10 protein-coding genes are annotated in these 13119 nt (G+C 48.3%); 6 read left to right on the top strand and 4 right to left on the bottom strand.

Annotation, left to right across the window (positions count from 1 at the left end; all coding sequences use genetic code 11):
- The 3 genes from QZT80_RS00405 to QZT80_RS00395 form a co-directional block, all read left to right on the top strand.
- Positions 1-4232, top strand: a 4232-nt coding sequence (locus QZT80_RS00405; protein ID WP_295116500.1) for a gliding motility-associated C-terminal domain-containing protein, incomplete at its 5' end; no start/stop codon positions are given.
- 16 nt (positions 4233-4248) lie between these two features.
- A complete protein-coding gene (locus QZT80_RS00400) occupies positions 4249-5229 on the top strand; it encodes a type IX secretion system membrane protein PorP/SprF (RefSeq protein WP_295116498.1) in 981 nt (326 codons plus the stop codon).
- A 331-nt stretch (positions 5230-5560) separates the two neighbouring features.
- Positions 5561-5938, top strand: a complete 378-nt coding sequence (locus QZT80_RS00395; protein WP_295116496.1) for a hypothetical protein — start codon at positions 5561-5563, stop codon at positions 5936-5938.
- Positions 5939-5987: 49 nt separating this feature from the next.
- Here the strand turns inward: QZT80_RS00395 and QZT80_RS00390 are convergent, their stop codons facing one another.
- Positions 5988-6170, bottom strand: a complete 183-nt coding sequence (locus tag QZT80_RS00390) for a hypothetical protein (protein WP_295116494.1) — start codon at positions 6168-6170, stop codon at positions 5988-5990.
- 66 nt (positions 6171-6236) lie between these two features.
- A complete protein-coding gene (locus tag QZT80_RS00385) occupies positions 6237-6512 on the bottom strand; it encodes a hypothetical protein (protein WP_295116492.1) in 276 nt (91 codons plus the stop codon).
- An 84-nt stretch (positions 6513-6596) separates the two neighbouring features.
- On the opposite strand from QZT80_RS00385, the gene QZT80_RS00380 reads away from it, so the two are divergent.
- Both QZT80_RS00380 and QZT80_RS00375 read left to right on the top strand, forming a co-directional pair.
- Positions 6597-7433, top strand: a complete 837-nt coding sequence (locus tag QZT80_RS00380) for an ion transporter (RefSeq protein ID WP_295116490.1) — start codon at positions 6597-6599, stop codon at positions 7431-7433.
- 58 nt (positions 7434-7491) lie between these two features.
- Positions 7492-9330 carry a UbiD family decarboxylase gene (locus QZT80_RS00375; protein WP_295116489.1) on the top strand — a complete coding sequence of 613 codons (1839 nt, stop codon included), beginning with the start codon at positions 7492-7494 and terminating at the stop codon, positions 9328-9330.
- An 89-nt stretch (positions 9331-9419) separates the two neighbouring features.
- Here the strand turns inward: QZT80_RS00375 and QZT80_RS00370 are convergent, their stop codons facing one another.
- Complete coding sequence (locus QZT80_RS00370) at positions 9420-10124, bottom strand: DUF4198 domain-containing protein (RefSeq protein ID WP_295116487.1); 705 nt, start codon at positions 10122-10124, stop codon at positions 9420-9422.
- Between the two features lie 270 nt (positions 10125-10394).
- A complete protein-coding gene (locus tag QZT80_RS00365; RefSeq protein ID WP_295116485.1) occupies positions 10395-11684 on the bottom strand; it encodes an HAD-IB family phosphatase in 1290 nt (429 codons plus the stop codon).
- A gap of 159 nt (positions 11685-11843) precedes the next feature.
- Here QZT80_RS00365 and QZT80_RS00360 point away from each other — a divergent pair.
- A partial coding sequence (locus tag QZT80_RS00360; RefSeq protein ID WP_295116483.1) for a glycoside hydrolase family 32 protein occupies positions 11844-13119 on the top strand: 1276 nt, incomplete at its 3' end.

Below are 13119 nucleotides of genomic sequence, written 5' to 3'. Positions count from 1 at the left end.
TCGTGCAGACCGCCGCCAATATTCACTCCTCCTATCATGTCCAATATTTATCGCCCAATAATAACTCACTGAACCTGCTGGAGCCGCAGGTAAAAGCCCTGCTGCACGGCACCACCACCTCAAACACAGAACTGGTAATGCCAATACCGGCAGGCGCCGACATCATATTTATTTCAGGAAAAGGCACCAACTCCAGTTACGCCGACCTTAAAACCAGCGATGGTACGGAAGAAGGCTACGCTAACCTGCGCTTCACCATCGACCTGCAGGCCAATACTACGAATGGTTTCGTCACACTGGCCAACGGCGGTTCCGTGAACAGGCGGTCGACTTACGTGGTGAGTAACCTGAGTGCTGCTTACGACGGGCAGCTGATAGGTTCGGGGGCTGAAACTGGCGACTATACCGGGAAGTCGGGCGCGGCCGGGGCGGTAGGACTTTATAACCCGAACATCTATATAAGTGCTGGCCATCTTATTATCAAACGTGACGCTAACTATGCACGCGATTTCGACGATGCTTATGTGGTAGAGTTTTACAAACGTACCGGTCAGGGCATGAGCGCAGAGTTCATCAACTCCGACTTTAAAAGCGTGCCGAAGGGACAAAGTGCTGCTACAGGTGTTAGCCGCACATTTACCATTCCTCCCGGTACCAATGCTATTTATCTTTCAGAGACAGGCAATGCCGTGAATACCAATCGCGAGAGTAACGAAAACTCGCTTGAAGCTTACGCTTACATCGACCTCACCAATGAAACCGCTACCGGTTACTTTTACCAGCAGGTTGGTTTATCATTAATGGAAAGAAGGGACGACAACTTTGCCTTTAAAGGCCTGCCACTGAACAATACCAGCGCCCGTTCCCACCACAACACCGTGGGTTTTAAGGGGCCTTATAACTATGATATTTCCTTTTCATTATCGGCAGATAAAAGTCAGCTGACCGTAACCAACAAGACCGGCCTGGCCAATCCTGACTACCAGTTATTGTTATCCGCCGACTACTATGGATCTAAGCCCGACATTGCGTTCGGTGCTTCCGGTATTACGTTTACCAAAACTGGAAGCAGTAAGATCATTAAAGCCGACCTTGCTATATGTAATCCAGGATCGGGCAACAGTAATGGTGGTATGCCGGTTTCTTTTTATCATGGCGACCCGACGACTGATTCTACTGCCAGGCTTTTATACACTGGCACCTTCCCGGAGGAGATACGGGCTGGTGATTGCAGGCAATTCAGTTACGATATAGACCTCAGCGGTTACGACAACCTGGATATAGATGTGACCGTTGTAATTAACGACGATGGCCGCTACGTAGCCGGGGGCGTTGGCCATGTGATCGGGCGTACATTCCCCCTCGACTCCCTGTCCGTACAACACAGCACTTACCAGGAATGTTATTATGGCAACAACCTGCTAACGAAACCAACCAACCTTAACAATACACCCGTTATCGTACATGACGGCCTAACCGGGGCCTACACCTACCAGGACATATTTCACGCAGGCAGCACCACCGGCACCAAAATAGCCGATACCAACCTGGCCATTATCGACCCGGACACCCCCAGTTTATCGTCAGCCACCATTACTTTAACCAACGTTTTGGATAACAACAGCGAAGGAATTTACCTTGAAGGTATTTTACCCGCTGGTATCACGATTTCGGGCGATAGCACAAACGTATTACAACTTTCCGGCACCGCTTTACAATCCGATTACATTGCTGCGATCAAAATGCTGGGTTATAAGAACAGCAAAAGGACTCCGGATACGAGCGACCGCATCATCAATATTGCTGTAAATGACGGTTTGGAATCGAGCCCCGCATCGGTTACCACCATCAGGATCATTACCCGGCCGCGTATTAATGTTACCGGCAATGGCATCAACATCGCAGATAACAGCACTACAGCCAACAGTGCAGATGGAACAGATTTCGGCAAGGCAGATTCAACGATGCTGACACGTTATTTCACCATACACAATACCGGCACCGGGGTATTGAAACTGACATCAGCGATAAAGGTGGATGGTGATGGTTTCCATATCAGCACAACAGCTACTTCTACTGATGTAAACGGTAATGACAGCAGCATATTTGCAATAAGCTTCTCCCCTGCTTCACGTGCTGCTGGCACCTATACTGCCGTTGTAAATATTTTAAATAATGATGCGGATGCAGACCGTGCGGACTATTCATTTACCGTATCTGCAACGATAGATAGCATTCCGGTACCTGTAACGCCGGTTCCGGACACTACGGTCATCATCGATCCTATTCCGGATTCAACAGTTATACCTACCCCTGTACCCGACACTACGATTATACCGACTCCTATACCGGATACCACCACTGTTCCCGCGCCTGTAACACCTATACCGGATACGACCACCGTGCCTGCTCCAACGCCTATACCTGATACTACGGTGATACCTACACCTGTAACACCTATACCGGATACGACCACCGTGCCTGTACCAACGCCCATACCTGATACTACGGTGATACCTACACCTGTAATACCCATACCGGATACGACCACCGTCCCTGTACCAACGCCTATACCGGATACGACGGTGATACCTACACCTGTAATACCTATACCAGATACGACCACCTTGCCTATACCAACGCCCATCCCTGATAGTACGGTGATACCTACACCCGTAATACCTATACCAGATACGACCACCTTGCCTATACCAACGCCCATCCCTGATACTACGGTGATACCTACAACTGTAATACCGATATCAGATACGACCACCTTGCCCATACCAACGCCCATCCCTGATACGACGGTGATACCTACACCTATAATACCGTTACCGGATAACACCACCGTACCTGTGCCAACGCCTACACCGGATACGACGGTGATACCTACACCTGTAATACCGATACCGGATACCACCACCGTGCCTGTACCAACGCCTATACCGGATACGACAACCATACCTACACCTGTAATACCGATACCGGATACTACCACCGTCCCTGTACCAACGCCCATACCTGATACGACGGTGATACCTACACCTGTAATACCTATACCGGATACCACCACCGTGCCTGCGCCAACGCCTATACCTGATACGACGGTTACACCTGCAACACCTATACCTGATACTACGACCATACCTACACCCGTAACACCTATACCAGATACAACCACCGTACCTGTACCAACGCCTATACCTGATACTACGGTTATATCTACACCTATACCAGATACAACCACCCAACCGGCACCTACGCCGGACACCACGTCGAAACCAATATCGGATAGTATATCCATACCACCCCCCATCCCTACACCTGCCCCTATTAATGGTAGTATCACACTGGTAAAAACGGCGGAACTGCGTAAGGACAATATCAACATTGGTTATATGCTTACTGTCACCAACACCGGCAACGTAACCTTAAACAATGTAACCCTCACCGACCCGATGCTGAAGATGAATAAGATCATTGGGGAACTACAGGCCGGCGCTTCTGCATCGGTAGCAGTAACATACAGGCTTACGCAGGAAGATCGTGAAAGAGGTCGTGTGATCAATACGGCTGTTGTAACGGGGGTAACGCCTGCCAATACGATCGTAAGCGATACATCCGGCACCCGTAATGATAACAATGAACCTACGAGCACTATGGTAAACAGGCTGCCTGTCGCGGTAAACGACGAAGCCACCACCGCCGCCAACACGCCTGTGAACATACAGGTACTGGATAACGACGATGCGGGCTCCTCACGTTTCAATAAACAAAGCGTAACGATCATTCATGCGCCCGCACGCGGACGCTTAACGACGAACACCGATGGCACCGTGGTATATATTCCCGAAAACGAATACCATGGCGAAGATGTATTTAGCTACCGCGTGCTGGATGCGGATGGTTACATTACTAACATCGCTGCCGTAAGAGTTACCGTTATTGCCACGGATCTTAAAATACCTACCCTATTTACCCCTAACGGTGATGGCAGGAACGATGTGTTTGAAATAAGGGGATTACATCAATATGTAGAAAATGAACTGGTAATGATTAACCGCTGGGGTAATGAGGTTTACCGGCAAAAGAATTACCAGAGCAACTGGCGGGGCGATGGCATGGCTGAAGGCACTTACTATTACCTGTTACGGGTGAGAAAAACAAGTTCGTCACCCTGGGAAACGATGAAAGGTTATACCACACTTGTTAGAAAATTCAATCAATAATATTATAACACCTGACATGAGAAAAGGGATCGTATTTATAGCTATGATGTTGCTGATAAGCCGTTTTGCATTTGCACAGCAGGATGCACAGTATAGCCAGTATATGTTCAACGGTATTTACATTAACCCTGCCTATGCCGGTTACAAAGAGGTGCTGAACCTGCACAGCTACTACCGTGCACAATGGACGGGCATAGAAGGCGCACCCCGCAGCTTCTCCGTAGCGGCCGACGGCGTTGCCAACGACGGCAACGTAGGTATGGCCCTTCAGTTAGCCAGCGATAACCTCGGCGCACAAAGCACACAGTCTGCCTACGCCAGTTACGCTTACCGCCTTCGCATGAACGAGGAAGGAACTGCGCGCCTTTCGTTCGGCCTCAGCGCCGGTGTGGTACAATTGGGCATCGACGGTACCCTGCTCAAAACTTTAGACCCCGAAGCCGATGCGCCGGCCGGTAAACAAAGTGTGATCGTGCCTGATGCAAAGGCGGGTATATATTATGCAGATGAAAAGTTCTTCGCTGGTTTTTCTGTAAGCAACCTGGTGGCATCAAGGACCAATAAAACTAAATACCTGTTCATTCCACAACCAACACCTCACTTCTACTTAACCGGTGGTATGCTGATGTCTATGGGCGAAAACATTCACTTTAAACCTTCTTTTTTACTTAAAGACGACCGTGGCGGCCCTACCAGCCTTGATTTAAACGCATTTATCCTTTTTGGAGAAAAGATATGGCTGGGTGGTTCGTACCGCACTGGCGTTAAATTATACGACAAAGCCAACCTGCAAAAGAATTTACAGAACCGTAATGCAGCCGTAGCCGCCATAGAGGTGTTTCCCGTGCCGGGGATGCGCCTTGGCTATGCTTACGACTTCTCCATAGGTGCGCTGGAAGCTTATAGCAACGGTTCGCATGAATTATCTATCGCATTTTCTTTCTCTGGTGGAAAAGAAAAGGGATACAATTCCGTTTCGTGTCCGAAGTTTTTCTAGTGTAACAACGGTTTTATTGGCATTGTGAGTGTAATCTGTTCAACACTCATCATTGCCGGATACACTAACTGGTTTCATTAGAGAGTGGTGCCGGAAATTTATCAGCGTTTATTGAACAATATTTCGGTTGATTTGTATAAAATCTCCCCTACATGCCCCAATTTGGGTAATGCTAACACACCAGGCCGCTGCATTTTTGGCACCGCGCCAAAGTCTTCTACAATAAAGGTTTTCAGCAAGTTATGTACGATTATTAATTACAGGTATGCAAATTGCATTTATCCCAATCAAACACTAACCGAATACTTAATCGTTAACCAAACTGTGAATTATGAAATCAATTATCAAAGTACTTGGCGTACTATTACTTGCAGTATTTATCTTTTCGTCCTGCAGCAAAGACAAAGACCCGGCAGACACAGATCTTTTTGCCGGCACATTCAGGGGTAACATAGGTTACATCGACAACGAAAAAAACATTAGCCAGGACAATGGCAGCGTATTCGTTACCAAGGTTGGTGCAAACTACAACTTCCGGTTTTCTGATGGTATTCCTGATCTGACTGGTGTTGAGTTTACTCGTTCTGATGATAATACGTATACCAGCACAGGCTCTAACGGTACCGGTATTATTACTATCAACAAAGATCAGCTGTCTATTGCGTTTACCAGAGATGGTAGAGCATGGTCGGCAGATTGTCAGAGATAATTTATCTTGCTTATAAATGCGGGAGGATATATACTTATCCTCCCGTTTTTTATTTATCCATATTTAATTGAGGGTACACTACTTGCTTCATATAGTCCATTATCCACCCATCTGCCAGTTTCAGTTTATCCAACCTCTTGTTCAACTCGCCAACCACCCTTTTCGTGAGCATCAATCCATTAAGTGAAGCGTTCACCGTATTGTTGTACACCATTGCACAAAGTGCTTCCATCAGCACATTCCTTTTATGATCGGGGATATCAACCGTATCGATGATAATCAGAATATTGTCCAGATACTATTCGTCTGCCAACATTAAATCCTCGTCCTGCTCCATCAAACTCAAAGAAGAATCCTGTGCCCACATTGTCAACAACTCCAGGTCAAGTTCAGGAACAGTCCAGTAGCTGGTCGAGAACAGGGTAGCCGAACACTTTGTACAGGCAGGCCCCAGGCGCTGGTCAATATCCACCAGTTCAAAAGCAGCTTCTCTTTTCGACACCCAAATTTCTTCGTGATGACCACAGTTATTACAAGTCCTGCTGATTTTATATTCACTACCCGGTGATGCCATCGCTTAGCCTTTTTTCAAGTAGGAACAAATTTATAAAACAAATCTGTCCGGCTACCGGTATTCTTTTTGTTGTAAATTCCCATCATGAAACAAGAAGACGAAGCAGAAAGCTCAGCCCTTCGCCCCTGGCAGGCAAGGCTGCATGAAGTAATTTATGAGTCGCACAGCACGGCGGGCAAGGCATTCGATATTGTACTACTATCCTTCATCGTCATCAGCATTATAGTGGTAATGCTGGATAGCGTGGCGAGTCTGCATGCCCCTTACGGGCATATATTCTTTTTCCTGGAGTGGTTTTTCACCATCTCTTTTACCCTGGAGTATATCCTGCGGCTTGTTTGTATACGCAGGCCTTTCAAATATGTATTTAGTGTGCTGGGGCTTATAGATCTGCTGGCAATTATTCCCAGTTATCTCAGTTTCATTTACATTGGTTCACAATCATTGCTGGTACTCAGGGCGCTGCGTTTGTTACGCGTGTTCAGGATATTCAGGCTGGTACATTTTCTTTCAGAGATGCGCTTCCTGCATGTGGCCATTATCAACAGTGTACGAAAGATCAGCATCTTTATATTATTTGTGATCAGCACGGTGGTCATACTCGGCTCCATCATTTACCTTGTGGAGGGACAGGAAAACGGGTTTACCAGCATTCCGCAATCTGTTTACTGGGCTATTGTTACCATTACTACGGTTGGATATGGAGACATAGCTCCTGCCACCCCGCTTGGCAAACTGATCGCGAGCTTCATTATGTTATTAGGTTATGGGATCATTGCCGTACCTACGGGCATAGTGACCACCGAAATGGCGCTTGCCGCTAAAAGCCAGAAGCAGGAAAACCAGGCCTGCCCGTCCTGCGGGCGCGAGGGGCACGATCACGATGCGAAGTGCTGCAAATATTGCGGGCACAAGCTCTAATCCATTATTGCCAAAACTTCTTTAATTTCGGCCCTGATCAACATGACGAGCGCTAACAATGGGTTATAAAAGTTTACAAGCCTGCATCAACGACCTGGAGAAGAATGGTCATTTAATCCGTATTAAACAGGAGGTTGATCCCTATCTGGAGATGGCGGCCATCCACCTGCGTGTGTTTGAGCATGAAGGTCCGGCGCTGCTGTTCGAAAATGTGAAAGGCAGTAAGTTCCCGGCCGTATCTAACCTGTTCGGCACGCTGAACAGGTCGAAGTTTATGTTCCGTGATACGCTGGAGAAGATCAAAATATTAGTCGATATCAAGGGCGATCCGGCCAAGGCCCTTAAACGCCCTTTTCAATACCTGAACGTGGCGGGTACGGCGTTATCGTCCCTGCCCATGCGCACCGGCAAAAGTGCCCCTATCAATTTTGGGCGCACCAGCATTGGCGAACTGCCGCAGATCGTGAACTGGCCTATGGACGGCGGGCCGTTTGTGACCATGCCACAGGTTTACACTGAGGATCCGGACAAACCGGGCATCATGAACGCCAACCTGGGCATGTACCGCATACAACTGGGCGGCAACGATTATATCCAGGACAAGGAAGTAGGTTTGCACTACCAGCTTCACCGTGGCATAGGTGTGCATCAAACCAAAGCAAACGCCAAAGGGCAACCGTTAAAGGTGAGCATCTTCGCCGGAGGCCCCCCTTCCCACCCGCTATCGGCCGTTATGCCCCTGCCCGAAGGATTGTCGGAGATGACGTTCGCCGGCGCACTCGGCAACCGCAGGTTCCGTTATTTTTATGATGAAGAGGGATACTGCATATCCGCCGACGCCGATTTTGTGATCACCGGCACTGTGATGCCGCATGAAAACAAACCGGAAGGCCCGTTCGGCGATCACCTGGGTTATTACAGCTTAACGCATCCTTTCCCTTTAATGAAAGTGAGCAGGGTCTATCATAAAAAGGACGCCATATGGCCGTTTACCGTGGTAGGCCGCCCGCCGCAGGAAGACACCAGCTTCGGCGCGCTGATCCATGAAATTACCGGCGCGGCCATCCCCCAGGAAATACCAGGTTTGCATGAAATCAACGCCGTAGACGCTGCCGGTGTACACCCACTGTTGTTCGCCATTGGTAGCGAACGGTATACGCCTTACCTCAGTGGCCGTAAACCGCAGGAAATACTCACCATCGCCAACCACATACTGGGCAGTAACCAGCTAAGCCTGGCCAAATACCTGTTCATTTGTGCCAGGGAGGATGATCCTTCGCTGCATGTACACGACATATCACGTTTTATACAACATATGCTCGAACGGCTGGACCCGGCAAGCGACCTGCACTTCTACACCAAAACCACGATCGACACGCTGGATTACAGCGGCAGTGGTTTAAACGCAGGAAGTAAAGTAGCGATTGCCGTGGCCGGCGAAAAGAAACGGGAACTCTGGAAAGAACTGCCTGCAGGCTTCAGCTTACCACGCCCGTTCTCCAACTTCAAGATGGCCTTACCTGGCGTGCTGGCCGTAGAATCGCCTGCTTTTACAAATGAGGCAGATACGGAAGCGCAAATCAGTATACTCAACGAACACCTGAAAAACGAAAACCTGGAAGGTTTGCCATTGATGGTGTTATGCGACGATGCCGGATTTACTGCCGATACCATCAATAATTTCGTGTGGGTAACCTTTACCCGCAGTAACCCTTCGCACGACATCCACGGCATTAACAGCTTTACCCGGCATAAACACTGGGGCTGCAACGGACCGGTCATCATCGATGCCAGGAACAAGCCTTATCATGCGCCACCACTTATTAAAGATGCTGCTGTAGAGGCCCGCGTCGATCAAATGGGGGCGAAAGGCGGCGTACTGCATGGTATTATATAAAGAAAAGGCATTCCATCCGGGATGCCTTTTTTACGTAGAAAGGGCAGGCCGTTGGCCTGCCCTTTTCAAATTCCAATATAGCTGGCTAATTACTTTACAGCGATGCAATGCGTTACAATGTGCGAAACCGATTTAAAAGGTTTGTCATTAAGCGTACCGGTTACTTTCTCGTTACGGGAAGCTTCCAGTAAGTACTGACCAGCCTCGATCGGTGAAAAACTGGCCGCGCCTTTTTCGTCGGTATACAGGGTTTTGATCCATCCTAATGGAGAAATCACCTCTACTTTACCTTTTTCCAGGGGCTGTTTATCGCTGAACAGGCTTACCGGTACGGGCTGCTGTTTTTTAGCGGTTTGCAGTGCGGGCACTACCGACAGTGCTGTAACGCCAGATAAAGGCGAAACACTGGGTTTGCCTGTAACCACAGTTGCCGTGGCATAATACTCAATTTTGTTTTCACTGTAGATAGTAGCAACAGTGTGGGCGATAGACAAAGTGTAAGTACCGTCTGCAGAAGGGGTAAAACTGCCGAGCAGGTGGTTACCGTTCGCTTTCAGCGTAACAGGCTGACGATCGCCATTTGGCGCGGTTACGAACAACTGCACGTCTTTCATATTGCTGAACCATTTATCTACATTATCTCTAACACCGTCAGCATACTCGCCAAGGTACACGCGTACTTCCTGGGATTTGTTTTTGGTGCCGGTAAAAGAGGTTTCTATCCAAACGGCGTGGGCAGAGGCGAACAACGTGGACAGGATCAGGGCAAGACTGAATACGATTCTTTTCATCATTATACTGATTATGTTAGTTTGGTAATATTGCGCAATTAAGACCTTGGTCTTCAGCACGCGAAGCTACAGCAATACACATTCTCAGTTATACGCGAATCGGGAAAAAATTTACGGAATGCTGAAACGCATAACAAAAGCCGGTTACATCCTACGATATAACCGGCTCATATTCAGCACTGATAGTATTTTAACCAACTACCCCGAAGCAACCTGAAAGCTTCCTGAAAGCAACAAGAGAGCAAGGAGAAGAAGGGTTAAATAGTATCATTATTAGTACAAGAGTCTCATTTTAATCGTATCCCCACTGCCCTTTAATTCATTCAGCAACTGAGGATCATAACCTGCATTGATATCGGTAATGATGTAGCCGATCTGCGGATTGGTAACCAGGAACTGCGCTACAATACTGATATTGTGGCGCGCAAATACCTCGTTCAGTTTCGCCATGGTACCCGGCACATTACGCATGATCAGGATCAGGCGATGCGCGTCGTTGGTACGGGGAGGCTGAAAATCGGGGAAGTTGCAACTGGTGTGGGTCTTGCCCTCGTTCATGAAAGCGATCAAACGTTTGGGGATAAAATCGCTGTTACTGGCGTTGTTCTTTGGATCATCGAAGATGATAATACCTTTAGCACAGGCATATTCCGCGAAAGCGGGGCTTTGCACTTTACCCAGCACACCTATTACTTTCAATTTGCTGGTTTTGTCCAGCTGACCAACGGCGGGCTGGCGGCCAGCTTCGCAGAGCAGCACACCGGCTTCCTGTAAGTCGGCCGTTTCCAGCTGGTCTTTTACCACCATATGATAACCTTCCTTACGCAGTTGCCCTACCGCTTCTTCATCCACCTTACCCACTACCAGGCATTTAATGCGGTTTTTAGGATAAGAGATCGCCCGGGGAAGGTTGTTGATGTATAAAAACTCGTCAAGACTCGGTGTTACGTGATCGGCCTTTTCGATGACGGACTGGCGGGCGATGTTTTCTGTGAACGCGAAAAACTTCTTCACCATACCCGATTCCTTTAACTGGAAATCGGAATACCCGTCGCCTATCCCGTAAATATCGCCGGGCAGGGCCAGTTCCTTCAGCAATATTACCTTTCCCCCTTCTTTCGACAATGGATTGTTACGGTCGTAACCGATAATATTGCCTTCTTCATCAAATACGAACGTATTAGCGTAGATATTTTCTTCTTTGATATGATAACCCGTCACCACCGGTGCAATAAACTCTTTAAAGCCGCCAGATACGATGAGTACTTCATCCTGGTGGGTTTTAAAGAAGATCGTATTGCGGGAGAAAGAGCGGGATACTTTCTTTTTCAGATGATTGACCAGTTGTTTCAGGTGTTCGCGGTTCGCCTTTAACAACTTTACACGGCGCTCAAGACTGTCAGTAAACGACAATTTGCCTTCCATGGACAGGTTCGTGAGATCTTCTATCTGTTTATAGATGCTTTCGCGGTCTGGATTATCTTTCAGGGAGATGCGCGCCAGCTCGTCCAGGGCCTCAACCTGTGTGAAGGTGCTGTCGAAATCAATGATAAAAAAGCTCATCAGTTTTTCAATTGTGGCTGCAAAAGTTGCAAATTTTGGCGATTTGTTCAGAAATATTTACCCGGCGGGCGTAAAATGCGCTCAAAACTGTTCATCACAAACTTTCGTCACAAACGGTGCTTTTATCTATTTTACGCGTTGTCACATTCCAGGAATCGTATGAAACATTATTGCACGTCATTACTACTATTAGCTGCGCTGGCAACCCAGGCGCAAAGCACTCAGACTATCACTGTAAATAAAAAATGGCTGGCCCTGCCGGTGAAAAACGGCGGACCTAAACAAGACCTGGAGCTGTGGGCCGATGGAAAAAAGATCACTTATATCAATATGGAACTGGCAGGCGACAATGCCGACTGGATTTCCTATTTCGATATTAGTTCCTGGAAAGGCAAACAACTGGAAGTACGTACCAGCGGCAATTATGCCAGTACCTTTAAGCAAAGCGATGCCGATACCAACCGCCTGCCCTTATATAAAGAAGCATTACGCGGGCAGTTCCACTTTTCGCCCAAACGCGGCTGGACGAACGACCCCAACGGCATGGTATATTACAAAGGCGAATACCACCTGTTTTTTCAACATAACCCATATGGCCGCGAATGGGGCAATATGACCTGGGGCCATGCGGTGAGCAAAGACCTGTTGCACTGGAAAGAAGTAGGCGAAGCCCTTTATCCCGATGCCACCGGCACCATGTATAGCGGCAGCGCTGTAGCAGACCGCAACAACACCAGTGGTTTAGGCCAACAGCCTATGGTGATGTTTTATACCAGCGCCGGTAACTGGAGCCAGGGAATGGCCTGGAGTACAGACGGCCGCACCTTTCACAAACTGGCCCAACCAGCCGTACCAAGGATCAATAAAGATAACCGCGACCCCAAAGTTATATGGCACGCCGCTTCCAAAAGCTGGGTGATGGTAGTTTGGGTAGAGCGGGAAGAAGGATTAAACACGATCGAATTCCTGCGTTCGCCCGACCTGAAGAACTGGACACGTACAAGTGTGCTGAATGGTGGAAAAGGCGACGACCGTTACCTGTACGAATGCCCCGACCTGTTTGAGCTGCCAACCAACGGTTTTGTACCTGAGAAGAAATGGGTGCTTACGGCGGCGAACGGCCAGTATGCAATAGGCAGCTTCGACGGTTTTACTTTCAAACCCGAAGCAGAACGCCTGAACGGTCAGCTCGGCCGCGACTTTTACGCCTCCCAAACCTTCGATGCCGAGCCTAAGGGCCGCCGTATTGAAATTGGCTGGTGGCGTACCCATACCAACAAAGGCGATATGAACTTTAACCAGGCCATGAGCATTCCGCTGGAACTGCAACTTACGCTCACAAAAGATGGGCCCCGGCTTACGCGTATGCCGGTGAAAGAGCTGGAAAGCCTGCGTACCGCCACGCACACTGTTAAAGCAGGCACGCTGAAAGCTG

Source organism: uncultured Chitinophaga sp. (genome assembly GCF_902168175.1).
In the GTDB taxonomy this organism is placed as follows: domain Bacteria; phylum Bacteroidota; class Bacteroidia; order Chitinophagales; family Chitinophagaceae; genus Chitinophaga.
Note: the sequence above shows the minus strand (reverse complement) of the source record. Positions and strands in the feature narration are given on the sequence as shown.

Bases quoted from the DNA above. Each gene is read 5' to 3' on its own strand.
- QZT80_RS00380 (WP_295116490.1), top strand. From the start codon at position 6,597: ATGAAACAAGAAGACGAAGCAGAAAGCTCAGCCCTTCGCCCCTGGCAG.
- QZT80_RS00395 (WP_295116496.1), top strand. From the start codon at position 5,561: ATGAAATCAATTATCAAAGTACTTGGCGTACTATTACTTGCAGTATTT.
- QZT80_RS00370 (WP_295116487.1), bottom strand. From the start codon at position 10,124: ATGATGAAAAGAATCGTATTCAGTCTTGCCCTGATCCTGTCCACGTTG.
- QZT80_RS00385 (WP_295116492.1), bottom strand. From the start codon at position 6,512: ATGGCATCACCGGGTAGTGAATATAAAATCAGCAGGACTTGTAATAAC.
- QZT80_RS00400 (WP_295116498.1), top strand. From the start codon at position 4,249: ATGAGAAAAGGGATCGTATTTATAGCTATGATGTTGCTGATAAGCCGT.
- QZT80_RS00375 (WP_295116489.1), top strand. From the start codon at position 7,492: ATGGGTTATAAAAGTTTACAAGCCTGCATCAACGACCTGGAGAAGAAT.
- QZT80_RS00390 (WP_295116494.1), bottom strand. From the start codon at position 6,170: ATGGAAGCACTTTGTGCAATGGTGTACAACAATACGGTGAACGCTTCA.
- QZT80_RS00365 (WP_295116485.1), bottom strand. From the start codon at position 11,684: ATGAGCTTTTTTATCATTGATTTCGACAGCACCTTCACACAGGTTGAG.